Origin of the sequence: Litorilinea aerophila, assembly GCF_006569185.2 — a bacterium.
Lineage (GTDB): Bacteria > Chloroflexota > Anaerolineae > Caldilineales > Caldilineaceae > Litorilinea > Litorilinea aerophila.
This window is the reverse complement of record NZ_VIGC02000010.1, coordinates 95,698-120,729: the sequence shown is the minus strand read 5'-3', so window position 1 is coordinate 120,729 and position 25,032 is coordinate 95,698. Positions and strand designations below refer to the sequence as shown.

The window sequence follows — 25,032 nt, the reverse complement described above, 5'->3', positions numbered from 1 at the left end:
TTGACCTTTCTGCAGTAGAGTCACAAATGAACCCAAAATTCCACGGCGTTCTCGCAGTGGCTTCGGGTTGACAAAACGGTGGGCCGGGCTTCACTGGGGCCCGGGCTTGGCCGCCGCGGCCACATCCACCCACCACTGGGGGTGATAGCGGATCCCCTGCACCTGGCTGTTGAGCCCGATCTGCACGCCGGGCTGAACCAGCGGCACGTAGGGCCCCTGCTCCAGCAGATACCGCTGGGCCGACGCCCATGCCTCCCGTCGCGCTGCCCCCTCGGTACTCTGGAGGAGCCCATCTCGAATCGTCAGAATGGTTTCGTCGGCCGTCTCGTCGGTCCAGTGCAGGGCGCGGGCCATGGTGCCGCCGGGCAGGAAGGCCAGGTAGGCCGAAGGGGCGCCGTAGGCCGGCCGCCAGTACCAGAGCCCCAGAGTGACCTGGCCGCTGTACCAGGCCGAAAAGGCAGCCGGCACCGGCTGGGGCGAAAGGCTCAGCCGAAAGCCCGCCGTGTTAAGATCGCTCTGCACCTTGCGGGCCACCGCTCCAAAAGGGACGCCGGCCAGGGTCACGTCGGGGTAGCTCAGGGTGGCGCTGATGGGCTCCTGGTAGCCCGCCTCCAGCAGGATGTTGCGGGCCAGCTCTGGATCGTAGATGGGGGCCTGGTCCACCCCCAGGGCGTCCGGATGGCCCACGGGCAGGATGGAGACCATGGGCACGGAGCGCGTCCCCACCAGCTGCCGGATGCCGGCGTAGTCCACGCCGTGGCGCATGGCCCGGACCACCGCCGGATCTGCCAGGGGACCGGCCAGTTCTGGATCCGTGCTGGCAGCCAGCAAGAGCGTCCCCTGCCCCACGCCGGTGAGGATGGAGACGTCCGGGTTGTTGCGCACGGGCTCCACCTGATCCGCCCGCAGATCCAGGGCCAGATCCACATCCCCGGCAGCCAGCTGGAGGGCCTGGGCCGCGGCATAGGGCACATGCCGGATGACGACGCGGGACAGGGCCGGAGAGTCTCTCCAGTAGGCCTCATTGCGCACCAACACCGCGCCGATGCCGGGGGTCCACCGCTCCAGCTGGTATGGACCACTGCCGGCGGAATGGCTGTTCAGCCAGGCGGCAATCTGACTGGCCTGGCCATCCACCGTGCCCCCCACCTGGGCGAGGATGGTGGCCCGATCCAAAACGCTGAATGGGGCGGCGGCCAGTTTAAAGAGGAAGTCCGGATCAGGTGCCGCCAGGGTCAACACCACGGTGGCCGGGTCTGGCGTCGTCACCTCGGCCAGGTTGGCCGCCAGGGCCGCGGGAACTCCATCCCCATTCCGCAGGCGGTTGAAGGAGAAGACCACATCCGCCCCCGTGACGGGATTGCCACTGGCGAAGGTGGCCCGGGCATCCAGCTGGAAGGTGTATGTCAAGCCGTCCGGGGAGACTTCCCAGGATTCGGCCAGGAGGCGCGTAGGCGGGTCGGATGGACTGCCGGACCACGTGACCAGGGTCTGGTAGGTGGCCTTGTGAATCAGGGCGGCTGTGCGCCCGGTGGCCCGGGCCGGATCCAGGGAGATGGCATCTTCGCTCATGGCCACCACCAGGGTGTCGCTGAGTAGTTGGGTGACCCGCAGGCGAGAGATGGACAGCGTGGCGGAGACAGTTGGGGCGGGTGGGGCCGCGCTTGAATTGGCGCCATTCGTCGCCACCACGGGCGATGTGGCCGAGGAAGCGCCGTTGGCGGGTGAGGAATTGCCCAAGTCGCCACAACCGACCAGGAGTCCTGCCGCCAACAGGAGTGCCCACCCCAAACTCACCAGCCCGACGACTTTCGCACGCATCCGATGCAGCAGACAAAACACAGACACGACCTCTCTTTTTCCGACGAAACTCATTCCGAACAAACTCAGTCCTTGACGATTGCCATTGGCGGAGGGAGCATCCTCCGATGTGATGCGGTCCCATTTGGGTCGGCATGTGCAGGTCCCAGGCACCCCTGTCCGGCCAGGAGACCGGACCTACGATACATCACGCGCAGGTCACGCATCCTTGCGTGACAGCGGCGCAGGCCCCAGGCATCCACGTCCGGCCAGGAGACCGGACCTACGATACATCACACGCAGGTCACGCATCCTTGCGTGACAGCAGCGCAGGCCCCGGGCATCCACGTCCGGCCAGGAGACCGGACCGACGGTGACGGACGCAGGCTAAGCGCTTCTGCCCGAGGTCTGAGGGGCGCGCCGCCACTGGAAGAGCAACCAGCCACCTCCCAGCAACGCAGCCAACCCGGCCATCACCTGGAAGACGGCCTGCACCGACAGCCCCAGGCGATCCTGGGCATAACCGGCCCACAGGGTCGAGATGGACTGGGTCAGGGTCAGGACGGCGAATTCAAAGGCGAAGACACGCCCCCGGAAGCGATCTTCCACCAGATATTGTAACAGGGCGCTGGAAAAGACCCACAAGGCTCCGCTGCCCAAAGCCCGCAGCAAGGTAGCCCCCAGCACCCAGCCCAGGGAAGGCGCCAGGCCAATGCCCAGGACGCCCAGGGTCAGCAGGCCGAAGCTCATGCTGATGGCCCACAGCCCCGCCCGTTGGCTATCGCCCAGCCAGGCCCGGAGCACCAGGGGCCCCACACCTGTGCCAATCCCTGTCACCGCGTAGATGAGCCCCAGGGTCAGCGCGCCATCCCCTGCCAGGGGAAAGAGCTCGTGGGCCAGGGGCAGCTCCAACACATTGATCGCCCCCCAGACCAGGGCGCCAGCCGCCTTGACCAGGCTCAGCCCCAGGATGAACGGCCGTACCCGCAGATAGCCCAGGCCATCCCAGAAATCCCGGTAGCCAGCCCGGCCTGCTTCAACCTCCCGGGAGACAGGCATCCGCGTCATCCTGGCCACGAACCAGGCCGACAGCAGGAAGGTCAGGGCGTCCAAAACGAAGGCGGCCTGTACGCCCAAAAAGGCGGCCGCCAGCCCACCCAACAGGGAACCAATGGCCAGCATACTGCTCCAGGTGAAGCTGTCCAGCGCGTTGGCGGTGACCAGCTCGTCCGGCGCCACGATGTTGGGCAACAGGGCCGAATGGGCCGGCGTGTAGAGGGAGCTGAGCACAAACTGCACCGTGGTCAACAGGTAGAGCAGCCAGAGCTGGTCCGGGCTGCGGATGAACAGGAAGCCCAGGACGGTGACGGCCCGCAGCAGATCCGCCAGGATCATCAACAGGCGTCGATCGTAGCGGTCGGCCAACACACCGGCCACCGGGCTCATGAAAAAGACGGGCAGGAAACGGGCCAGGAACAGGTAGCTGATGGCGGTTCCTGCATCGCTGAGGGCCGTAATCAGGGCGGCCGAGGCCAGCAGATTGAACCAATCGCCCAGGTTGCTAATCACCCGGGCCAGCCAGAGAAAGCGATAGTTGGTGTTGTGGCGCAAGAGGGCGACGTAGGCGTTCATGGCAGGCACAGGGGCGCTTCAGGAATGTTTATTGATCATCAGGATCACAGGGTTGATCAGCCAGCTCAATGGGCCCATTGTATCACAGGCCCGCCGATAGGTCGCACTGACATAGCCTGGCGGAAATATCCCGACAAAGACCGAGGAGGATGCTCCCTCCGCCCAGGGCAACCCTCGCGCAGGGCGGCATCCAGGTTCATCTGTAAAATCTGTGGTTGCGGGGCAAAGTCATTTTGTGAATTATTCCGCAGACAGAGGGGGAAATTGGGGAGATGCCCCGGCCTGTGTTACACTGTGCCCAGCGTTGAAACAAACACGACCATGAACGAACCCAGGGAGTTTGGAGGTACGGATGGAGTCTCTGCTGCGCACGCCCAAGATCGCGCTTTTGATCATCCTCGCCCTCTTGAGCCTGGCCGTTGCCAGCTGCACGCCGAATGCCAACGCCGAAATCATTTCGCCTGATCTGGGCGAGAAACTGGCCGCAGCGGAGGCAGGCTCAGAAGTGGTCATTCAGCCCACGCCGGAGCCCAAACGCCTGGCCGACCTTTCGCCAGAAGAGATTACCGCGGGGCTGCCGCCGGCCATTGCCGACGCCCTGGCCAACGCCGACCCCAGCCACGGCGCGGACCTGGCCCTGCAGTACGGCTGTGTGGGTTGCCATTCTCTGGATCCGGCCCAGCAGATGACCGGTCCGACCTGGCACAACATCGGCGATACGGCCACCGAGCGGGTGCCCGGCATGAGCCCGGCCCTCTATCTCTACGAGAGCATCGTGGACCCCAATTCCTTTGTGGTGCCGGGCTACCCTGCCAACATCATGCCCCAAAATTTTGGGGATACCCTGAGTGAGCAGGAGATCGCCGACCTGATCGCCTACATGTTGGAACAGCACGGCCAGCCCTGAGCAACGGCCTCCCAGGCCAGCCAGCATTGGGTGAACCGGGCGGTGTGCAGGATAGCCCCTCCTGCACACCGCTTTCCTGTTTTCATCCACCCGTTCACCCGCTTTCACGACCAGGCCCCATCAGTGCTATAATTGCCAGCAATGGCTCGAGAACAGATATCCCCAGCGGTTGCTGAACGGCGTTGCCCCAACTGTGGCACCCGGGTCGCCCGCGATGCAGAAAGCTGTTTCATGTGTGGCCATGACCTGCGCATCCGGCCCCGCCGGCGGCAGCGGGTCTCATGGGTGGACACGCTTTTGGTGCTGGCGGTCCTGGCGGTGCTGGCCTTCTGGTGGCAAATCGCCAGCCAGCCCCAGGCGGAACAGGGGAGCGGGGAGCAGGGCCTGGCCATTTTGCCCACCAACATCCCCCTGATGACCGACACGCCCACCCCCACCGCCTCGGCGGAGGCCCCCCCTACGGCCACGCCTGTGCCCACCGCAGCCGGCGTCACCACGACCACCACCGTGCGCCACCGGGTGCGCCCCGGCGAAACCCTGCTTTCCATTGCCACCTTCTACGGCGTCACCGTGGAGGAGATCCAGGCAGCCAATGGGCTGACCAGCGAACTGATTCGGGCCGACGACGAGCTGATCATCCCGGTCACCCGCACGGAAGGCACCGCCTCCTCCAACACGGTGGCCTCCCGCTTTGAATACACCGTCCAGGCTGGCGACACCATTATTTCCATTGCCAACCAGTTTGGCAGCACCGTGCAGGACATCCTGGCCGCCAACAACCTGGCTGCCAACGACGTGATCCGTCCCGGCGATGTCCTCATCGTGCCGGTGCCCCAGTTGCCGCCCGAAGTGCTGGCCAGCTCCCCGGCCACCCCCACCGCGTCCGCCGACGGGGGCAGCCCCAATGGCGGCAACACCCTCACGCCGGCCATCGTGGATACCATCTACATCGAGCCGCGCCTGCTGGGTCCTCCGGACGGAGCCGTGCTCCCCCGCAACGAGAGCGTCCTCCTGCGCTGGATCAGCGTGGACCTGCTGGCGCCCAACGAGTGGTATGTCCTGCTCATCTACCCATCGGGCGGCGCGGCCCAGACCATTCCCAGCATCTGGACCAAAGCCACCAGCTACCGCCTGGGCATCGAGCTGGCCCCGCCCGCGGGTCAAGAGGCCAGCTACGCCTGGCAGGTCTCTGTGGTGCGGGTGAAGCCTGGCAATGGCGAACAGCTGGCCCTGGAAGCGGCCAGCCCACCCAGCGAAGTGCGCAACTTCACCTGGCGCTGAGACGGCCCGGCCCGGTGCCCGGCGACAGCGTTTGCTTTCCATACAAACAGCGATTCACCGGAAAGGCGCCCCTTGTGTCACAGCCGAATATCCTTTTCATCACCACCGACCAGCAGCACTACAGCACGTTGGGCACGGTGAACCCGGCCATTCGGACACCGGCCCTGGATCGGCTGGCCCGGGAGGGTACCCGCTTCACCCGGGCCTACTGTCCCAACCCCACCTGCTCCCCCACCCGGGCCACCCTGGTCACCGGCATGTACCCGGCCTGGCACGGCTGCTGGGCCATCGGCGTCAAACTGCCCGAGGATGTGCCCACCGTGGGCGACCTCTTCCAGCAACACGGCTACGAGTCCATCCTCATCGGCAAGGCCCACTTCCAACCCCTGGCTTCCGCACCGGGCAGCGAATCCATCGAATGCCAGCCCCTCCTGCGGGACCTGGACTTCTGGCGGAACTTCCACGGGCCGTGGTACGGTTTCAACCACGTGGAAACCGCCCGCATGCACGCCAACGAGTCCCACGCGGGCCAGCACTACGCCATCTGGATGGAGGAGAAGGGGCTCACCAACTGGCAGGATTATTTCCAGAAGTGGCCCCGGGATCCCAACGACAAGTACAGCGGCCCCTACTACATGCGGGACAGCCTCACCTGGGATCTGCCGGAAGAGTTCCACCACAGCCACTGGGTGGGCGAACGCACCATCGCCCACATGGAACGCTGCCGCCAGGCCGGCAAGCCCTTCTACCTCTGGGCCAGCTTCTTCGACCCCCACCCGCCCTACGTGGTGCCGGAACCATGGGCCAGCATGTACGACCCGGCCGAGATGAAGCCGGGTCGCTACGTGGAGGGGGAATTTGACCGCATGCCACCCCACTTCGCCCGCACCCGAGAGGCAGCCCCGGACTTTTCGGACTACCAGGAGCCAGGCGGCCAGGGGCTCCACGGCTTCCACTCCCACCTGCACACCGAAGAAGAGCTGCAGCGCAGCATGGCCGCCTACTACGGCATGATCAGCCTCATCGACCAGGAGATCGGCCGCATCCTGGAGTACCTGGATCAGAGCGGCCTGGCCGAGAACACCCTGGTGGTCTTCACCACAGACCACGGCCACTTCTTGGGCCAGCACGGCCTCATCGCCAAGGGCGCCTTCCACTACGAAGACCTGCTGCGGGTGCCCATGATCGTGCGCCAGCCCGGACAGATCCCCGCCGGCCAGGTTTCGGACGCCATCCAGAGCCTGGTGGACTTTCCCCAGACCTTCCTGGCCGCCGCGGGCATCGAAGCCCCGGGCTTCATGCAGGGGGTCAACCAGCTGCCCGTCTGGCAGGGCAAGCAGGCCACAGCCCGGGACCACGCGCTGGTGGAGAATCGCCACAACCCCACCACCGTCCACCTGCGCACCCTGGTGACGGACCGCTACAAGATCACCGTCTACCGCAACGCCGACTACGGCGAGCTCTTCGACCTGGAAACGGACCCGGGCGAGCTGCACAACCGGTGGGATGACCCGGACTACGCCGACGTGAAGGCCGAGCTGCTGCTGAAATTTGTGCAGGCGGAGATCCAGCGGGAGCCCACCCGCATGCCCCGCATCGCCGGCGCGTGAGCGGCTCCACAGAGTAGCGCTGAAAACAAATCCCTGTCGTTCAGAGCTTCGACGCGGAGCCGGCATTCTCAGATGCCGGGCCAGACAGGACGGCGTCGCATCCGTGGATGCTCACGCCACTGAATCTGTGCCCATCTGCGACATCTGTGGTTTCTGCAGTAGAGCTATTTCACAGACCAAGAAAGGAAAAGGCCCATGCGTATCCTCTACATCGACATCGATTCCCTGCGGCCGGACCACCTATCCTGCTACGGCTACCACCGGCGGACTTCCCCCAACATCGACGCCATCGCCGCGGAGGGCGTCCGCTTTGAAAACTTCTACGCCACCGACTCGCCCTGCCTGCCCAGCCGGACGGCCTTCTTCACGGGCCACTTCGGCATCCGCACTGGCGTGGTCAACCACGGCGGCGAATACGCCGACCTGCCCCTGGAGGGCCCGGGCCGGGGCTTCCGCAGCCGCATGGCCATGGAGAGCTTTGCGGCCACGCTGCGCCGGGCCGGCTACCACACCGCCAGCATCAGCCCCTTCCCCTTCCGCCACACAGCCTACCAGGTCTGGTTCGGCTTCACCGAGACCTATGACACCGGCAAGGGCGGCCTGGAAAACGCGGACGAAATGTACCCACCAGCCCGCCGCTGGCTCCAGGCCAACGGCCAGGCCGACAACTGGTTCCTCCATGTGAACTTCTGGGATCCCCACACCCCCTACGACCACCCCGAGGCGTACGGCAACCCCTTTGCCGACGAGCCCATCGAGGAGTGGATCACCCAGGAGCTCATCGACGCCCAGAACGAAAGCTTCGGCCCCCACAGCGCCACCGAGGTGCCGGGCTACACCGACCAGCTGCCCCCCGTCTGGCGCATGGGCCGGGGCCGCATCCGCACATTGGACGACGCCAAGGCCCACCTGGACGGCTACGACACGGGCATCCACTACGCCGATCACTTCGTGGGCAAGCTGATCCAGGACCTGAAGGACCTGGGCATCTACGAGGAGACGGCCATCATCATCAGCGCGGACCACGGGGAGAACCAGGGAGAGCTGAACGTCTGGGGCGACCACCAGACGGCCGACCAGTGCACCAACCGCCTGCCCCTGATCGTCCGCTGGCCGGGCGTCACCGACGCCGTGGCCGGCCAGGTGCGCCGGGGCCTCCACTACCACCTGGACCTGCCGGCCACCATCCTGGAGCTGGTGGGGGGCGAGCAGCCCGCTTCGTGGGACGGCCGCAGCTTCGCGCCGGACTTGCGCGGCCCCCAGGAGACGGGCCGGGACTTCCTGGTCATCAGCCAGGGCGCCTGGAGCTGCCAGCGGAGCGTCCGCTGGGAGAACTGGCTCCTGATCCGCACCTACCACACCGGCATGAAGGCCTTCCCCGAGTACATGCTCTTCGACCTGGCGGCCGATCCCCACGAGACCACCAACCTGGCCGGGCAGCGGCCGGATGTCCTGGGCGCCGGCCTGGAACGCATGGACCGCTGGGTGGCGGAGCAGATGTACCGGGCCCAGCGGGGCGACCCCTTCTGGGGCATCATCCGGGAGGGCGGCCCGTTGCACGCCAATGAACACAGCAAAGACTGGCACCAATACCTGGCCCGGCTGCGGGCCACGGGCCGGGGCCACCACGCCGACCGGCTGGAACAGTTCGGCGGCCGCCCCTTCACCAGCGGCCTGGAGTAGAAAGGGAAGAAACCATGCCCATCACCGACCTGACTCATCTCTGGGTGGAAGTGCCCCCCTATTCCGACGCGCTGAAGCTCTTGCCCGACCACGTGGCCGTGCTCTTTCCAGCGGAGCCCCCGGCCTCTCCCTTTGCCAACGCCGGGCCGGCCCAGGCCATCCTGGCCTCCTCGGGCCTGCGCTACGACCGGGCCGTCTTCGAACAGCTCCCCAACCTGCGCATCATCACCCGCACGGGCATCGGCGTGGACAACATCAACCTGGACGACGCCACCGTCTGCGGCATCGTGGTCTGCAACACCCCCGACGGCCCCACCGAGTCCACCGCGGAGCACACGGTGGCCATGCTCCTGAACCTGGCCAAGCGCATCAAGCAGGGCAACGACAACCTGGCCGCGGGCAAGTTCGGCCCCCGCAGCGGCCCCCTGATCGGGGTGGAGGTGCAGGGCAAGACCCTGGGGCTGGTGGGCCTGGGCCGCATCGGCCGCCGGGTGGCCCAGATCTGCCGCCACGGCTTCGACATGCGGGTGCTGGCCACCGATCCCTTCGTCACGCCGGAGCAGGCCGCGGCGCTGGGGGTCACCCTGGCCGACCTGGAGACGGTCCTGGCCGAGGCGGACTTCCTGAGCCTGCACGTGCCCGCCACGCCGGAGACCTACCGCCTCATCAACCGGGAGCGGCTGGCCCGCATGAAGGACGGCGCCTTCCTCCTCAACCTGGCCCGGGGGCCGCTGGTGGATCCCGACGCGCTGCTAGAAGCCCTGGAGAGCGGCAAGCTGGCCGGCGCCGGGCTGGACGTCTTCGACCCGGAGCCGCCGCCCGTGGATTCGCCCCTGCGCAATCACCCCCTCATCGTGGCCACCCCCCACAGCGCCTCCCTGACGGTGGAAGGGCGCACCCGCATCGAGACCATGGCCGTGGAGCGGGTCATCGCCTTCTTCCGGGATGGACGCGCGCCGGACGTGGTGAACCCGGCCGTGCTGGAGAGCCCTACCCTGCGGTCCTGAAGCAGGCCATCGGGGAAACAAAACGCAGGAGATTGGTCGTCTGGGCCGGGCACAAGGGACTGCACTCAGCGTGGCGGCTGTCTCCTGCTCCACCCCGCTGGCCGCAAGCAGAAACTCCCGTCGCTCCGGCGGGGTAAGGCCAAAGGCATCCATCAACCTACCCAGCGTATCCGGCTCCAGACGGATTTTACGTCCACATTCGATATTTGGTACCGTCTTGTTGTTTGTTTCAGCGATCAAGCGGGCTGCGCACAGCACGGGGGCCGCGGTTGAGGACGTGGGTATAGATCATAGTGGTCTTAACGTTTTTGTGGCCGAGCAGCTCCTGCACGGTGCGGATGTCGTAGCCGGCCTCGAGCAGATGGGTGGCGAAGCAGTGGCGGAAGGTGTGGGGGCTGACGGGCTTGTTGATGTCAGCCTGGCGCGCTGCTTTGTGGACAGCTCGCTGCACCTGGCTTTCATGTAGGTGAAAGCGATAGAGGGCGCCATCGTCGCGGCGCGGGTTTCTAGAAAGGGAGGCGGACGGAAAGACAAATTGCCAGGCCCATTCGCGCGGTGCATTCGGGTATTTGCGCGCCAGGGCATCGGGCAGCGGTGCCATGCCGTAGCCGCGCGCCAGGTCACGTTCATACTGGAGGCGTACCTGCACTAGATGCGCCTCCAGCTCAGGGAGCGCTTTTTCCGGCAACATCGTCACCCGATCCTTGTCGCCCTTGCCACTACGAACCGTGATCTCCCGCCGGGCAAAGTCGATGTCCTTGACGCGCAGCGACAGGCACTCCTGCAGGCGCAGCCCACTGCCGTAGAGCAGCAACCCGATCAGATGGTAGACGCCCTCCAGGTGGTTGAGCACGCGCTGCGTCTCTTCCACGGTCAGCACCGTCGGCAATCGCCGTCGTTCGCGCGCCCGCAGCGCCTCGACATTGCCGATGATCGGCTGCTCCAGTACATCCCGATAGAGAAAGAGCAGCGCGTGCAGCGCCTGATTCTGCGTGGAAGGCGCGACGTTGCCCTCGACCGCCAGGTGGGTGAGAAAGGCCTCGATTTCCGCCTTGCCCATGTCTGCGGGATGGCGCTTCTGATGAAAGAGAATATAGCGCCGGATCCAACCGACATAGGTCTTTTCGGTGGCGTAGCTGTAGTTTTTCAAGCGCAGTTTGTCCCGCACCTGGTCGAGTAGCTTTTTCGGTTTGTCAGCCATGGTGTGCCTCCAGATTGGCAAGTTATGATGGCAGGCTCCAGACAACGCCTGTGCATATTTTGCCGATTCGCCGATCAATCGTTCGTTTGGCGGATCATAATCTCCGATTTGTATGATATTATCCTTTCGGGGCGAATTCATCGGTCATTTGCTCGATAATGATAAGTCCAGCCGACCGCTTCGCGCTCGGCTGGACGGCGCGGCGGCTTCGCCGCTTGTCGGCCTTGCTCGCTGCGCTCGCGGCGGCCGAACAAGCGGGTGCAGCCGATGCTTCGGCTGGTGCGCTACGCGCCCCGCCTCGCACGGCTGACCCGCCGCGCCATTGGGCGGGGCACATCTGTGTCTAGGCAATCAAGCAAAGATGATGGTAAACTAACAAAAGTCACTTTGTTGGCTGACCAAATACGCAGTTTTCTGATGCCTCGAAAAGCCATCGGCTTGCTATGTCCCCTACAATAGCCTATGTAGGTCCATACCGTTTCTTCTTCTACTCCGGTGATCGAAATGAGCCACCTCATGTTCATGTGGAAAGGGAAGGGAAAATTGCCAAGTTCTGGCTTAACCCAGTACGATTGCAAGACAGCGGCGGTTTTCGTCCCCACGAAGCCCGGCGGATTCAACAACTGGTGGAAGAGCGACAAGCGATGATTTTGGAGCAGTGGAATGAGCACTTTAGCGATTGAACTACGGCTGGCAAAAGCCCAGGACGTGAAAGTGACAGACGATGAATTGATCGTTGCGCTCGATGATGGGCGGACGATCGTCGTGCCGTTAGTCTGGTATCCGCGGTTACTGCATGGCACAGCGGAAGAACGAAAGAAATGGCGCCTAATTGGGGGGGGACAAGGCATTCACTGGCCAGAATTGGATGAAGACATCAGTGTGGCGCATTTGTTGGCAGGTATTCCGTCAGGTGAGAGTCAGAAGTCGTTACAAAAGTGGCTAGCCAGCCGAAAGAAGTCCGGTTCTACGTAGGAGCAGCCCCGCCCAACACCGTTTTCAGCGGACAGCGGCTTTGCCGTTGAGGGTATGCGCCGCGAGCCAGCGGAGTAGTTTTTGGGCGAAGGGGTCTTGCCCGTCCCGCCGCTGCCGCTGAAACCAACCGTTAGGCGTCACAAGTTCCTTTCTCATTCAGGAGGTGGGTATGTCTGAGAATGACCCGACCGGTGTGGACCCCGTCCCGCCACCCGCGACCCTGCTTCAGATGATGACTGGCTACTGGGTCTCACAGGCGCTCTACGTCGCTGCCAAGCTGGGCGTGGCCGACCTGCTTGCCGACGGGCCGCGACCGGTCGAGGAACTCGCCGCAGCGACCCAGACCGACGCCTCCTCTCTCCGGCGCGTGCTGCGGGCGCTCGCCAGCGTTCGCGTCTTCACCGAAGCGCTTCCTGGCACCTTCGCGCTCACCCCGCTGGCGGCGCTACTGCGGACCGGGACACCCGACTCCATGCGCGCGCTGGCCATCATGTACGCCGAGGAGCAGTACCGTGCCTGGGGTGACATCCTCTACAGCGTACAGACCGGGGAGACCGCCTTCGAGCGGCAGTTCGGCACCAGCTACTTCACGTATCTCGCCCAACATCCCGAGTCCGACCGCGTGTTCAATGAGGCGATGACCGGCTGGACCACGCAACTCGTCGGTGCGGTGGTGGAGGCGTATGACTTCTCGCCGTTCAAGACCGTGGTGGACGTGGGGGGCAGCTACGGGACCTTGCTCGCGGCCATTCTGCGGCGCCATCCTGCCGCACGAGGGATCTTATTCGACCAGCCCCACGTGGTCGCCGCTGCTGGGGAGCAGCTGGCGGGGGCTGGGGTGGCAGAGCGCTGCACGACCGTCGGCGGGGACTTCTTCGTCGAGGTCCCTTCCGGTGGGGACGCGTACGTACTCGCCCAAATCCTGCACGACTGGGACGACGAGCGGAGCGTGGCGATTCTCCGGCAGTGTCGCCGGGCGATACCCGCGCACGGGAAGCTGCTGGTGGTCGAGCTCGTGCTGCCGCCGGGTGAGGAGCCATTCTTCGGCAAATGGTTGGACCTGCACATGCTCGTGCTGTTGGGGGCACGCGAACGGACAGCCACCGAATACGAGGCGCTCTTTCGCGCTGCGGGGTTTGCCCTGGCGCGTGTGGTCCCCACAGCCGCTGGGGCAAGTATCGTGGAGGCCATACCAGTCTAAAACTCGGCACGGCTTTGTTGCATAACTTGAGACGAGGGGAAAAACAGAGCGCACTGCTCCCGTTTCCGTGTAGCTCAGGCAGCCAGAACCTTGTAACTGTCGGGCATGCCAAGCCGCGTCATGCGGTTGAGTGCGGCGCAGCGGATCGCGCCTTCGGTCCGTTGTCCCTCCGTCGTCCGGCTGCGCAGGTGATCCCCAAAGAGCGGTTTCAAACGGAACATCGCCGTTTCAGCCAGACTGCGTCGATGATAGCCGGCCTCGACCGTCCACGCACGTCGTCCAATCTCGCCCACCCGTGCCACCGTGGTGTTGCGAGCAGCCCACGCGGGCCCAGTATTGACGACCGCGTTCGCGCGAGGCGGAATGACCGGCGTGGCTGCCCGGTCAAGGATGGCGTGATACACATCCGCCGTGTCGTAGCTGCCGTCCGCGCTGACCTGTGTCAGTGGGTCGATAATCTGCTCCAAGAGCTGCGGCAGTGCTTCACCATCGGCTTTCTCGCGCTCGGTCACTACACATGCCACGACCTCCTGGGTCGTTTCGTCCACGCCCAGATGGATTTTGCGCCAGGTCCGTCGCTTGCGCCAGCCATGCTGGCGCACCTTCCATTCGCCTTCGCCGTAGATTTTCAGCCCACTCGAGTCAATCACGATGTGACGCGCGTCACGTCGTTCGAGGGGGAAAGGCACGCGCAGCATCTTGCCGCGGCGCGACAGCGTGCTGTAATCTGGAATGGGAAGCACAAGCTGGGGAGACGCAGGATCGAAGCAGTCAGACCTTGGGTCGCGCGCAAGGGGAGATGAAAGACCGCCTTGAGCGTGAGCATAGTCAGGATAGCGGTGTCGGAATAGGTGATATCGCGTCCTGGCAGACCGTTGGGCAGATCATTGGTCCAGCCTGCAAGGGCGTCTTGGTCGAACCAAATCGTCAGGCTGCCGCGCTGGATGAGGGCTTGATTATAGGCTTTCCAGTTGCGAATGCGATAGCGGTTGTTGGCAGCAGGTGGTGGCGGAGCAGGAGGCGGAGGCGGTGTGAGTGGCGCAGGCGGAGCGGGCGGCGCGGGAGGAGGAGTGCTCGGCTTGCGGCGTTTGGTGGCGGCTGGCTGGCGATGCTTACGCATGATTGCTCGGGCTTGGTCGACAGCCGCTTGTGCGACCAGTTCGGCGATGTCGTCGTCGGTCAGGATGCCGTCGGCCAGCAAACTGGCGATGATCGCCTCACGCGACTTGCGTTCCGGCAGCACTCGTTGGCCCACCATCCCCTCCTTCACAGCCCACGCGCACACATTCCGCACAGTATAGCGCCAAAGAAGGGTTATGCAACAACGCCCTCGGCACCCGTTCCTGCGCCCAACAACCGCCTGCAGCTGACGCCCTACAGCGTCCGCTACGCTCCCGCTTTCGGGCGCAGCTGAGGCGCAGCGTTCAGCCGACCGCTGCGCGCTCGGCTGAATGGCGCGGCGGGCTTCGCCCGCTTGTCGGCCTTGCTCGCTGCGCTCGCGGCGGCCGAACAAGCGGATGCAGCCGATGCTTCGGCTGGTGCGCTACGCGCCCCGTCTCGCACGGCTGACCCGTCGCGCCATTAGCTTGCTTCGATTTCCGTTGATGGGCTTTAGGAAAATGCAACATCAATCCTGGCGGGGTGGCGGAGCGTTTGGTAAACAACGCAATACCGTTCTGTCAGTCGGAGCAGAGTAGCTAACTCGTCGGCAGTGGCCTCTGTATCTAAATCAAATTGCAGCCGAATTTTCTGAAACCCAACAGGGACTTCTTTAGACACGCCGAGCGTGCCCCGAAAATCTAAATCCCCTTCTGCCTTGACAACGCCGCCGTGTACCTCTACCCCAATGGCAGTGGCGACGGCACATAGCGTTACGCCTGCGCAGGCAACCAATGCTTCAAGAAGCATATCTCCTGAGCATGCCAGGAACCCATCGCCGCCTGTGGCGGGGTGCAACCCTGCTTCCACCAGGGCTTTTCCGGTTTCCACCTTACAAGCAATCCCTTCACCAAGTTGGCCTTGCGCTTTAAGGGTAATCAGGGCAGCTTCGGGCTGTTCCTGATAGCGCTTTTTGAGCGGTTTTTGTAGTAAACGCAAATCTTCGGCTTTCATGGGTCTCTGTTCCCTTTATTTCTGACTTTATGTCTCATTTGAGGATAACCGGCAGATATACCCCATATCCGACCACACTGCTGCGGGCCTGAGCCATACTCATGCCGACAAAAGTGTTCAACGCCGGTAGTTTGGCCCGTTCTTCGGTGATGGCGGCTTGCAGGGCGGGACTGCCCAACGCAGACATGGTTTGCAAAAAATCGTCCATTGCCTGAATTTGGGCCGCGGTGATGGTGGCGCTGTCGCCCTGACCCTCAACCAGCGCCCGCAGGTTCGGCTCCCAAATCTGGATTGTTTGCAGGGCTTGCGACATCACCGTTGTATTGCTGAGGACCAGGGTGGTGATTTCGGCGTTGTGGGTGTAGTAGAGATCGGTGTAGTGCTGGCCGTTGGGGCTGCCGGCCAAAATTTCATCCCGCACCCGGTAATAAAGCGGCAGATCAAAGGCCACCTGAGTGGCCGCTATGGCCTGGCTGATGAGACCTGACGAATCGCTGCGCATTGAGGATGCAGGGAAAGAGAGTACACAAAAGAACTCTTCCAGCCAACAGGCTGCCATATCGCAATCGTAGATATCGGTCCCCACCTGAGCCCAATTATTGCCTGGGTTTGGGTCGGTGGTGTCGCTGTTGACGCTAAATTGGCTGGTAACCCCACCCCGGTAGATGTCCACCGAATTATTCATCGCGACAACAGAATACTCAATATTTACACTATGGTTAACGCCGCTACCAAAGAACGGATACGAACAGATTTCTCCGTCGTTTGGGGGAAAGCAGCGTCCAAAAGCATCGTTTATAGAGGATATTTCGTGGATGCGGCTTGTGTCTAGTGTTAGCGATACATTGGTGGCGGTAACCGGCCCCAGGTTGGTGACAGTGGCTTTATGATCAACCAGGTTAGTACCAGCAATGTTTATGGCCACCGGGCCGGAGGCCTGCACCATCAGATCGGCCTGCGGGTCAGGGGGCGCAGTCTGGTTCAGCCAGACCTTGTTGGGTGCGCCCCAATTGGCTACAAAGGCGTCAATGGCGCCGTCGCCGTCCAAATCGCCCAGGGCCACAGCTTCGCTGGCGGCGCTACCCAAAGCCAGGCCACTGGATGAGAATACTCCCCCCTGGTTCAGCCACACCAGGTTCGGCCCGGTGACGCTGACAAAGGCGTCCAAATCGGCGTCGCCATCCAAATCGGCCAGGGCCACCCCGCGGCTGGCAGCGTTGCCCAACGATTGGCCGCTGTTGGCCAACACGCCGCCCTGTTGCAGCCAGACCTGATCAGGCCCGTCGTTGGCCAGGAAGGCGTCGAGGGCGGCGTCGCCATCCAAATCAGCCAGGACGACAGCAAGGCTATTGGCGCTGCCCAGGGTGGTCCCTTGGGCAAAAACACCGGCGGCCCCCCCCTGTAGCCCCCCTTGATTGAGCCACAGGGTACTGCCGCCAAAATCGCCAACCAGGGCGTCCAGATCGCCATCATTATCAACATCCCCCAGCGAAACGGCGGTGTTGCCACCCGGGCCAAGCGTCTGGCCGCTGTCCACAAAGACGCCAGGCGCGCCGCCCTGATCCCCGCCCTGGTTCAGCCAGACCGTATCGGCCCGGCCCACGTTGCCAACCACAAAGGCGTCAAGGTCGCTGTCGCCGTCCAAATCGCCCAGGGCCACGGCCAACCCCAAATCAACGACCAGGCTTTGGCCGCTATCGGTAAAGAGGCCGCCCGAATTGAGCCAGATTTTGGCCGGCAGGCCGTCGTTGAGCACAAAGGCATCCAAATCAGCATCGCCATCCACATCGCCCAGGGCCACAGCCACCCCCGACTCAGCGCCCAAGTTCTGGCCGCTGTCGGCAAACACCCCGGGGACGCCGCCCTGCGCGCCGCCCTGGTTGACCCAGATGATGTTGGTTCGGCTTGAAACGCCGTCCCAGGTATTGGCCACAAAGGCGTCCAGGTCGCCGTCGCCGTCCAAATCGCCTAAGGCGACATCATAGCTGTAGGCGTTGCCGCCTAACGCCTGGCCGCTGTCGGTGAAGTGAACCGTTCCGCTTTGCCCTTGCGGGGATGGGGGCGGCCCTGCCTTGAGGGGCAACATTCCGGCGCCCAACACCCCGCATAAAATCACCAGCGTCGCGGTCAGGCGAATCAAAACAGGCAATCTCTGCGTTGTCATTTATCTCCCCTGAAAATAGCGATTGGAAGATTAGGAGATTAGGAGATTAGCCCAATCTCCTAATCTCCTAATCTCCAGTCTCCAATCTCCAGGTTTTCATTGTCGTTGGCTTACCAACGCCCGTTGCCGTGCCGCAGGCTGAGTCCATCTCCTCCGGCAGAAATCGGCAACTCAAAATACTATCTAAATGACCGAATGGTGAAAGAGGGTCACTGAGCAACCGGTGATTACTGGCCGCCGGTGGCCGGATCAATCACCGCTTTGACCTCGGCCACGCTGTCGACCGGAAAACCACCCAGCCGGGCGTGCTCCCGCACCGTTTCTTCATCGGGCGCAATATGGATGCAGTAAATCTTGTCGCCGGCCACGAAACTCTGCACCCAAGTGTACGGTTTGCCCATCTCTTTGAGGACATTGTTGCTACTTTGTGAAATGGCCTGCAACTCCTGGCTCGATAATTGGCCGGCTTGAGGGATGCTTCGTTCAATGATAAACTTTGGCATGGCTAATCTCCTTTCTTATAGTGAAATTTGTAAAATTCATTGACCTAAGCTCATTAAAGCACAATCCACCGCTTCGTGGGTAGCTATTTGTGATACAAAAGTGATACTCAGTATATCCAAATTTACAGCGGAGGCGGCTCCCACGCCGCCGATTCACAGGCGTGGGAGCCCGTTCTGCTCCAAAAATTGGCTCTACTGATACTGTAACGAACGTGATATGGAAAACACCGTTTCATTTGGTTATTGGGTCCGGCGGCAGCGCAAGGCGCTGGACTTAACCCAGGTCAACCTGGCCCGGCAAGTTGGCTGCGCCCCGGTCACCATCAGAAAAATTGAACGGGATGAGCGCCGACCCTCACGCCAGATGGCCCATCGTCTGGCCGATTGTCTGGCTATCCCACCGGACGAACGCGAAACGTTCATTCAGTGCGGCCTGGGCCAACAGCCGGTGGATGCGCTGCCCCTGCCGGCCCGGCCTGTCGAAGCGGGTGATACGGCCCCCCCTTCAGTGCCGGCCTTTTTTGAGGCCACAGCCCCGGAACGGGCTGGCGGCGAATGGGGTCGCTTTGTGGGGCGCGAAAATGAGCTGGAACGTTTAACCGGCCATTTTACGGCGGCGTTGGCCGGAGAGGGCCGCCTTGTTTTTGTAACCGGCGAGGCCGGCCGGGGCAAGACCGCGCTGTTAGCCGAATTCGCCCGCCGGGCGCAGGCGGCTCAGCCGGAGTTGATTGTGGCCTGTGGTTACTGCAACGCCTATGCCGGTATTGGCGGCGACCCTTTTTTGCCTTTTCGTGATGTGATAGAGATGCTCAGCGGGGATGTGGAAACGCGCTGGGCCGCCGGAATTATTGACCGCGAACAGGCGCGCCGGTTGTGGGCCTCGGCGCCCGCCACCATCCAAACGCTGTTTGAGGTCGGCCCGAATTTGGTTGACCTCTTTGTTCCGGCTCACATCCTGTCTGAACGGTTTAAAGGCCAACCCCCATCCGGCCAGAGGCAGCCGGGCCTTTTGGAGCAACGCCACCTTTTCGACCAGATTACCAAAGCGTTACAGGCCGTGGCCCGCAAGCAGCCCCTGCTGATACTGCTGGATGATTTGCAGTGGGCCGATGTCACCTCAATCAACCTGCTCTTCCATTTGGGCCGGCGGTTATCCGGCAGCCGCATTCTCATTGCGGGCGCGTATCGCCCCAGCGAAGTTGCTTTGGGCCAGCCGGCCCTGCAACCTGAACCTCGGCAGCAGCATCCGCTAGAGGCCGTTATCCACGAGTTGCGGCGTTATTTTGGCAACATCCAAATAGATTTGGATAGATTTGAACCGGCCCGGGGCCGCAAACTGGTAGACGCGCTCCTGGATAGAGATTCCAACCGCCTGCCGGACTCTTTCCGAACCGCGCTCTTTTGGCAAACCAAAGGCCATCCGCTTTTCACTATTGAGTTAGTCCGGGAAATGCAAGACCGGGGCGACCTGATTCGGGACGAGGCCGGCCATTGGGTGCTGAAAGCAGAGACGCTGAACTGGTCTGCCTTGCCGGTGCGGGTAGAGGCGATCATAGAGCAGCGGTTAGCCCGCCTGGATGAGACCCTGCGCAACATCTTGACCATCGCCAGTGTGGAAGGGGAAGTATTTTGCGCTCAAGTTCTGGCCCGTGTGCAAAAAACCGACGAGAGACAGATATTGCATCAGATATCGCGAGACTTGCAGCAGCGCCATCGGTTGGTGCGCGAGCACGGCGAACTGATTATTGGTCAACAACGCCTGTCACGTTTCCGGTTCGGCCATATCCTGTTTCAGCAATATCTCTACAATCGCCTCAGTCCGGGCGAACGGCGGCTGTTGCATAGCGAGATTGGCCGGGCCTTGGAATCCCTTTGTGCGGAAGGCCTTGAGGCGGTCACGTTACTGTTAGCGCATCACTTTGCCACAGCCGGCGAAATCGAAAAAGCCATTCACTATCTGCTGCAAGCCGGCAACCGTGCTCGGGCGTTGTACGCTCACGAGGAAGCGATTGAGCACTACCAACAAGCGTTGAGTTTTATGCGCAAGGCCGGTCAACACGAACAGGCCGCCCGCACGCTGATGAAGCTGGGGCTGGCGCATCACCTTAATTTTGACTTTAAGCAAGCGCATCAGGCTTATGCCGAGGGGTTTACCCTCTGGCAGCAGATACGCGAGGCCCGCCCCGGCCCTGACCCTCACCTGCCGCCGGCCCCTCACGCCCTGCGGACCAACTGGCGCGATCCGGGCACACTTGACCCCACCCGCCCGCGCAGCATCTGGTCAGTGGGCCTGGCCCACCAACTATTCAGCGGCCTGCTGACCCTCAATTCGGAGTTGGATGTGGCCCCGGATGTGGCTCATCGTTGGGAGGTTTCAGATGGCGGCCACACCTATGTTTTTCATCTGCGGAATGATGTGTTCTGGAGCGATGGCGTGCCGGTGACAGCCGGGGATTTTGAATATGCCTGGCGGCGGGCGCTTGACCCGGCCGGGTGGGCTTCTTTTGCCGGGGCATTGTTAGATGATATTAAAGGGGGCAGCGCCTTTCGGCAGGGGGAGAGTGCCGATTCCAATTTGGTAGCGGTGCGGGCGATTGACGACTTGACCCTGATGGTGGAGTTGGAAGGCCCAACCAACTACTTCCCGCACCTGTTGGCCTTCCCCACCACCTTTCCCATCCCGCGTCACCAGGTTGAGCAATATGGCGAGGCCTGGGCCGAAGCGGGCCATCTTGTCACGAATGGGCCGTTCAGCCTGGCGGCATGGCGGCCCGAAGAATCAATCACCCTGCGGCGCAACCCAACCTATCACCACCCCTGGCGGGGCAATGTGGCGCAATTGGAAATAAGCCTGAATACCGGCCCCGCCAATTTGCTCCAACAATATCAGGCTGGCGCGCTCGACCTGCTCCACCTGCACCTGTTGCCGCCTGCGGATATGGATAGCGCCCGGCAGTGGTACGCCGCAGATTATCTGTCCGGCCCGCAATTGCTCACCAACTATGTTTGGTTCATCCAAATAACGCGCCCGCCATTAAATGATGCGCGTGTTCGGCAAGCCCTGACCTTGGCCCTGGACAAGGAGGAGTTGGCTAATGTGGCGATGAGGGGCTACGTGTACCCGGCCCACGGCGGCTTTGTTCCGCCGGAGATGCCGGGCTATGCCCCTGAAGTTGGCTTGCCTTATGACCCGGCGCGGGCGCGCCAACTGCTGGCCGAAGCCGGCTATCCGGCAGGCCGCAATTTCCCCCCGTTAGAAGCGCTGAACCGGCCCGATCACGAGCCGCTGGCCCGGTATTGCCAACACGCCTGGCGTGAGGTGTTGGGCATTGAAATCCCCTGGAAAACGGTGTCGCTCCCCGCCCTCTTTGAACGGTACGAACAGTCGCCGCCCGATTTAGCCCTTGGCCTGTGGGTGGCCGATTACCCCGACCCCGATTGCTTTCTGCGGGTAAGCGTGGGCCTGGATACCCCCAACTGGAATAATGAAACTTACAAGAACCTGATTGAAACGGCCCGTCGGGTGACCGGTCAGGCAGAACGCATCCAGCTTTACACCCAGGCCGAGCGCATCCTGGCTCAGGATGCCCCCATCATCCCGCTGGCCTACGGCCGGGTACACGTGTTGTTGAAGCCGTGGGTCAAAAGCTACCAGTTATCAACCATGAAAGGGCAGTTTTGGCGAGATATTGTCATTGAACCCCATTGACCGTCTTAGCATCCACAACCACCGGGCGGGTAAGGGTGACTATCATTAATCAAAGCCATACTCCACCCGGAGGCGAGGTCTTCGCCTTTGAAATTATCTGTTTAACCAAGCCAAGTCTATAAAGGTCTTGTAAAAATAGGCGAGGCTTCCTGTGCTTGGGAAGATTGGGTCTACAACCTGACTCGTCCTGTCAAAACATTGCGTATCGAGGTGGACGGCGAGCAACGCCGGTGGCAGCCTCGCTCGCCAGCCATGGTCGCTGGTTTGACCGAACACATTTGGACTGTTAAAGAGCTACTGATGACCGTTGTGGCTCCCGAGGCCATCAACACAAAATAGGGAGACCACCTAAAAATAAGTGTCTTTGCAAACCACCGTCGCAATCTAACAAATCAATGCACGCGAATTGCTAATCTTCGTTTTTATTGAAAGTGGTTTGGGCCACAATCATTCTGGTGATTGTGGGTGTCTTCGCTTACCCGCAATCGCGTGATTTCAAGCGTTCAGCCGCCAAGGGGTCAGGGTATGATGGAACAAGTAATCGAGTGGCTGAAAGAGGGAGATGAAAAGAGCGCAGCAGCTATACTGTCTGACTGCGAGCTAGACTTGCTCTTTCGTAGATCTGCTCTTTGAACTAGGGGGCGAGCGAGAACTTGAGCTGTACGACGTAAACATTGCTGCTCCTCGTAAAATTCTGGATGGACTCGAGGAGTTATACGCTCAAGAGAAAAAGCAGATTGAGCAGGCCATCAGAGGACTTGCCCAGACCAATAACTGGCATATCCGAGACATTGCTTGGGTTCCCCGACTCCCTAGCAAGAGAAGCCCAGTGGAGAGCGAGGTTTCGGAACAACTGTTGACTGTTAACTCAGAGCACGTACAACGGGCTTGGGAGAGGGCGCTAAGACGGAAAAGCGAGGATCCCGAAGGTGCCATTACGGCAGCACGGACTTTGGTTGAGACCGTTTGCAAGCACATCCTTTATGAAGAGCAAATCGCCTATCCGGACAGCGCCGATCTTCCAAAACTTTATCATCTTGTAGTAGAGCAATTACACCTTGCTCCAGAGCAATACACAGACCACCTTGTTCGGAGAATACTGGGAAACTGTCAATCCGTGGTCGGCGGTCTAGCGGCCTTGCGAAACCAGCTTGGTGATGCGCATGGCAAGAGTGCAGAAGCAACAATCCCTCATGCGCTCCCATCAGCCCAATCAACAAAGCGGCGTGGCGGTCCAGATGTGATGGACCGCCACGCCGTTGTTCGCATCGTGGATCCCTTTTGCTCCGCCGGCGCTGTTGATCCAGCGCCCCCCCTGGTAAATCCCGGTAGAAATTCGCCGATAGCTTCCACCAGAGGTAGGGACGCCCAGAGGGCACCCGGAATTTCTGCCGTGGTATCGACGCCAGACTGGCCTAGAGCTTGATCCCCTCCAACTGGTCGATCAGATCCCGGATCACATCGAAGCCACCCTGCCAGAAGGCCGGATCGGTCATATCGATGCCCGCTTCCTGCAGGATCTCCTCCGGGCGGGCTGAGCCACCCCGGGCCAGCATGCGCAGGTAGCCCGGCTTGAAGGCCTCCCCCTCCTGCTGGTAGCGCCGGTAGAGGGCCAGCACCAGCAACTGGCCGAAGCTGTAGGCGTAGCAGTAGAAGGGGGTGTGGTAGATGTGGGGGATGCTCACCCATTCGTAGCGAAATTCGTCGCTCACCTCCACGCTGTCGCCGAACTGCTCGGCCAGGTTGGCCATGTACATGGCGTAGAGATCCTCGGGCGATTTGTTGTCCATGATGGCGGCGTGGGCCTCCCGCTCAAAGAGGACGAAGTAGGCCTGGCGCAGGACCGTGGCGTACATGTCGTCCAGGGACTTGACCAGGATGTTGCGCCGCACCAGCGGATCCTGCTCCTCGGTCAGCAGGCGCTCGGTCAGGAGCATCTCGGCGAAGACCGAGGCGGTCTCAGCCAGGGGCAGGGTCGCATGTTGGGTCAGCACCGAATGGTCGGCGGCCATCATGCTGTGGATGGCGTGGCCCAGCTCGTGGGCCAGGGTGGCCACGTCCCGCACCTTGCCGGTGTAGTTCATGAGCACCCACGGCGTCTGGCTGGGCAGGACCGTGGCACAGAAGGCGCCGCCCCGCTTGCCCTTGCGCACTTCGCTGTCGATGTGCTTCTCCTCAAAGACCCGACGGGCCAGCCGGGCCACCTGGGGCTCAAAGCGCTGGAAGGTGTCCAGCACCAGGGACACCGCCTCCTGGTAGGGGATCTCCCGGTCGTCCTCCTGGAGGGGCGCATAGATGTCGTAGCGGCGCAGCTTCTCCATGCCCAGCCAGCCGGCCTTCAGCCGGAAATAGCGCTGGAAGACCCCGGCGTTCTGCCGGCAGACATCCAGCAGCGCGTCCACGGCCGCGTCGGGAATGTCGTTGGCCACGTTGCGCACCGCGATGGGCGAGGGATAGCCCCGCAACTCCACGTGCTCCGCGTACCAGTCCCGCACCCGGTTGGCGTAGATCTGGGCCAGGATGTTGGACTCGTTGCCGTAGACCCGGTAGAGCTCCTGGTAGGCGGCGGCCCGCAGGTCGGCCCGGGCCGACTGGGCATAGGCCATCAGCCCGTCCCGGGTCAGGGTCTTGGTCTCCCCGTCCACGGTGATGGTGAATTCCAGCCGGTTGGTCAGCATGGAGTAGAGGGTGATCACCGCGTCGATGCCGTTGGCATCCTTGATGTTGATGATCTGCTCCGACCGTTCGTCCAGGGTGTAGGGCTTGGTGCGCCGCAGATCCTCCAGGTGATGGCGGTAGTCGGGGTACTGCTCCGGGCTGGGCAGCAGCGCGGCCGCCTCGTCGTCGTCCAGGGACTTCCACCAGAGTTCAAAGAACAGGGTCCGGTTCTGGACGCCGGTCAGCACCTGCTGGATGCGGTTGCGGTAGGTCAGGGCGGCCGAGGACTGGGTATCCGCCGAGAACCAGAGGCTGCCATAGGCGCCCAGGACGTAGCTCTGCGCCACCAGCTCCTCATACTGGCGCAATAGCGCCACCAGATCGGCCGGATCCATCTCCGGGCTCAGCTTCTCCCGCCAGGCGGTGAAGGCCTGCACCCGCTCTTCCAGGGCGGCCAGGCGCTCCTGGATGACTTCCTCTGTCGGTTCCGGCAACAATTCCGAGAGATCCCAGCCCGAAAGCTCGAAGGGCTCGGTCCGCTCCGTGGTTGTGATGCTCATGAAACGTTCCCTCACTTGAAAAGAAGGGG

At 62.4% G+C, this 25,032-nt stretch carries 17 protein-coding genes and 1 pseudogene; 10 read left to right on the top strand and 8 right to left on the bottom strand.

The window, feature by feature from the left end; all coding sequences use genetic code 11:
* Positions 1-90 precede the first annotated feature (90 nt).
* Positions 91-1,821 (bottom strand): ABC transporter substrate-binding protein, encoded by a 1,731-nt coding sequence (locus tag FKZ61_RS09685; RefSeq protein ID WP_170199516.1) that lies wholly within the window; start codon positions 1,819-1,821, stop codon positions 91-93.
* 366 nt (positions 1,822-2,187) lie between these two features.
* Positions 2,188-3,432: an MFS transporter gene (locus FKZ61_RS09680; protein ID WP_141609907.1), complete on the bottom strand. Its 1,245-nt coding sequence runs from the start codon at positions 3,430-3,432 to the stop codon at positions 2,188-2,190.
* A 352-nt stretch (positions 3,433-3,784) separates the two neighbouring features.
* On the opposite strand from FKZ61_RS09680, the gene FKZ61_RS09675 reads away from it, so the two are divergent.
* From FKZ61_RS09675 to FKZ61_RS09655, 5 genes are all read left to right on the top strand, one after another.
* Positions 3,785-4,339: a c-type cytochrome gene (locus FKZ61_RS09675; RefSeq protein ID WP_141609906.1), complete on the top strand. Its 555-nt coding sequence runs from the start codon at positions 3,785-3,787 to the stop codon at positions 4,337-4,339.
* A 141-nt stretch (positions 4,340-4,480) separates the two neighbouring features.
* Complete coding sequence (locus FKZ61_RS09670; RefSeq protein WP_268251941.1) at positions 4,481-5,620, top strand: LysM peptidoglycan-binding domain-containing protein; 1,140 nt, start codon at positions 4,481-4,483, stop codon at positions 5,618-5,620.
* Positions 5,621-5,694: 74 nt separating this feature from the next.
* Positions 5,695-7,230, top strand: a complete 1,536-nt coding sequence (locus FKZ61_RS09665) for a sulfatase family protein (RefSeq protein WP_141609904.1) — start codon at positions 5,695-5,697, stop codon at positions 7,228-7,230.
* Between the two features lie 195 nt (positions 7,231-7,425).
* A complete protein-coding gene (locus FKZ61_RS09660) occupies positions 7,426-8,913 on the top strand; it encodes a sulfatase family protein (protein ID WP_141609903.1) in 1,488 nt (495 codons plus the stop codon).
* A 14-nt stretch (positions 8,914-8,927) separates the two neighbouring features.
* Positions 8,928-9,920, top strand: coding sequence for a hydroxyacid dehydrogenase (locus tag FKZ61_RS09655; protein WP_141609902.1), 993 nt, complete (start codon positions 8,928-8,930; stop codon positions 9,918-9,920).
* 229 nt (positions 9,921-10,149) lie between these two features.
* On the opposite strand, the gene FKZ61_RS09650 is transcribed toward FKZ61_RS09655, so the two are convergent.
* On the bottom strand, positions 10,150-11,121 hold the full coding sequence (locus FKZ61_RS09650) for an integron integrase (RefSeq protein ID WP_141609901.1): 972 nt from the start codon (positions 11,119-11,121) through the stop codon (positions 10,150-10,152).
* Positions 11,122-11,564: 443 nt separating this feature from the next.
* Between FKZ61_RS09650 and FKZ61_RS24460 the strand changes: the two genes are divergently transcribed.
* From FKZ61_RS24460 to FKZ61_RS09640, 3 genes are all read left to right on the top strand, one after another.
* On the top strand, positions 11,565-11,804 hold the full coding sequence (locus FKZ61_RS24460) for a DUF4160 domain-containing protein (protein ID WP_141609900.1): 240 nt from the start codon (positions 11,565-11,567) through the stop codon (positions 11,802-11,804).
* Positions 11,785-12,096 carry a DUF2442 domain-containing protein gene (locus tag FKZ61_RS09645; protein WP_141609899.1) on the top strand — a complete coding sequence of 104 codons (312 nt, stop codon included), beginning with the start codon at positions 11,785-11,787 and terminating at the stop codon, positions 12,094-12,096. The genes FKZ61_RS24460 and FKZ61_RS09645 overlap by 20 nt, the downstream gene beginning before the upstream one ends.
* Before the next feature lie 169 nt (positions 12,097-12,265).
* Positions 12,266-13,297 (top strand): methyltransferase, encoded by a 1,032-nt coding sequence (locus tag FKZ61_RS09640; RefSeq protein ID WP_141609898.1) that lies wholly within the window; start codon positions 12,266-12,268, stop codon positions 13,295-13,297.
* A 74-nt stretch (positions 13,298-13,371) separates the two neighbouring features.
* Here FKZ61_RS09640 and FKZ61_RS09635 read toward each other — a convergent pair.
* The 4 genes and pseudogenes from FKZ61_RS09635 to FKZ61_RS09620 all read right to left on the bottom strand — a co-directional run bounded on the left by FKZ61_RS09635 (position 13,372) and on the right by FKZ61_RS09620 (position 18,076).
* Positions 13,372-14,276 (bottom strand): annotated as a pseudogene (locus FKZ61_RS09635) (IS5 family transposase).
* A 632-nt stretch (positions 14,277-14,908) separates the two neighbouring features.
* On the bottom strand, positions 14,909-15,409 hold the full coding sequence (locus FKZ61_RS09630; RefSeq protein WP_141609897.1) for an OsmC family protein: 501 nt from the start codon (positions 15,407-15,409) through the stop codon (positions 14,909-14,911).
* 34 nt (positions 15,410-15,443) lie between these two features.
* A complete protein-coding gene (locus FKZ61_RS09625) occupies positions 15,444-17,573 on the bottom strand; it encodes an FG-GAP-like repeat-containing protein (RefSeq protein WP_141609896.1) in 2,130 nt (709 codons plus the stop codon).
* 227 nt (positions 17,574-17,800) lie between these two features.
* Complete coding sequence (locus FKZ61_RS09620; RefSeq protein WP_141609895.1) at positions 17,801-18,076, bottom strand: DUF4242 domain-containing protein; 276 nt, start codon at positions 18,074-18,076, stop codon at positions 17,801-17,803.
* Positions 18,077-18,293: 217 nt separating this feature from the next.
* On the opposite strand from FKZ61_RS09620, the gene FKZ61_RS09615 reads away from it, so the two are divergent.
* Both FKZ61_RS09615 and FKZ61_RS24455 read left to right on the top strand, forming a co-directional pair.
* Complete coding sequence (locus tag FKZ61_RS09615; protein ID WP_141609894.1) at positions 18,294-21,785, top strand: ABC transporter substrate-binding protein; 3,492 nt, start codon at positions 18,294-18,296, stop codon at positions 21,783-21,785.
* Positions 21,786-22,614: 829 nt separating this feature from the next.
* Positions 22,615-23,211, top strand: a complete 597-nt coding sequence (locus tag FKZ61_RS24455) for an abortive infection family protein (protein ID WP_170199514.1) — start codon at positions 22,615-22,617, stop codon at positions 23,209-23,211.
* On the opposite strand, the gene FKZ61_RS09610 is transcribed toward FKZ61_RS24455, so the two are convergent.
* On the bottom strand, positions 23,201-25,003 hold the full coding sequence (locus tag FKZ61_RS09610) for a M3 family oligoendopeptidase (RefSeq protein ID WP_229964202.1): 1,803 nt from the start codon (positions 25,001-25,003) through the stop codon (positions 23,201-23,203). The genes FKZ61_RS24455 and FKZ61_RS09610 overlap by 11 nt on opposite strands.
* Between the last annotated feature and the right edge of the window lie 29 nt (positions 25,004-25,032).

What these genes read in the sequence shown, in the direction of transcription:
- FKZ61_RS09620 (WP_141609895.1), bottom strand. Translation starts at nt 18,076, where the DNA reads ATGCCAAAGTTTATCATTGAACGAAGCATCCCTCAAGCCGGCCAATTA.
- FKZ61_RS24460 (WP_141609900.1), top strand. Translation starts at nt 11,565, where the DNA reads ATGTCCCCTACAATAGCCTATGTAGGTCCATACCGTTTCTTCTTCTAC.
- FKZ61_RS09655 (WP_141609902.1), top strand. Translation starts at nt 8,928, where the DNA reads ATGCCCATCACCGACCTGACTCATCTCTGGGTGGAAGTGCCCCCCTAT.
- FKZ61_RS09685 (WP_170199516.1), bottom strand. Translation starts at nt 1,821, where the DNA reads ATGCGTGCGAAAGTCGTCGGGCTGGTGAGTTTGGGGTGGGCACTCCTG.
- FKZ61_RS09615 (WP_141609894.1), top strand. Translation starts at nt 18,294, where the DNA reads ATGGAAAACACCGTTTCATTTGGTTATTGGGTCCGGCGGCAGCGCAAG.
- FKZ61_RS09675 (WP_141609906.1), top strand. Translation starts at nt 3,785, where the DNA reads ATGGAGTCTCTGCTGCGCACGCCCAAGATCGCGCTTTTGATCATCCTC.
- FKZ61_RS09660 (WP_141609903.1), top strand. Translation starts at nt 7,426, where the DNA reads ATGCGTATCCTCTACATCGACATCGATTCCCTGCGGCCGGACCACCTA.
- FKZ61_RS09650 (WP_141609901.1), bottom strand. Translation starts at nt 11,121, where the DNA reads ATGGCTGACAAACCGAAAAAGCTACTCGACCAGGTGCGGGACAAACTG.
- FKZ61_RS09680 (WP_141609907.1), bottom strand. Translation starts at nt 3,432, where the DNA reads ATGAACGCCTACGTCGCCCTCTTGCGCCACAACACCAACTATCGCTTT.
- FKZ61_RS09630 (WP_141609897.1), bottom strand. Translation starts at nt 15,409, where the DNA reads ATGAAAGCCGAAGATTTGCGTTTACTACAAAAACCGCTCAAAAAGCGC.
- FKZ61_RS09645 (WP_141609899.1), top strand. Translation starts at nt 11,785, where the DNA reads ATGAGCACTTTAGCGATTGAACTACGGCTGGCAAAAGCCCAGGACGTG.
- FKZ61_RS09670 (WP_268251941.1), top strand. Translation starts at nt 4,481, where the DNA reads ATGGCTCGAGAACAGATATCCCCAGCGGTTGCTGAACGGCGTTGCCCC.
- FKZ61_RS09625 (WP_141609896.1), bottom strand. Translation starts at nt 17,573, where the DNA reads ATGACAACGCAGAGATTGCCTGTTTTGATTCGCCTGACCGCGACGCTG.
- FKZ61_RS09610 (WP_229964202.1), bottom strand. Translation starts at nt 25,003, where the DNA reads ATGAGCATCACAACCACGGAGCGGACCGAGCCCTTCGAGCTTTCGGGC.
- FKZ61_RS09640 (WP_141609898.1), top strand. Translation starts at nt 12,266, where the DNA reads ATGTCTGAGAATGACCCGACCGGTGTGGACCCCGTCCCGCCACCCGCG.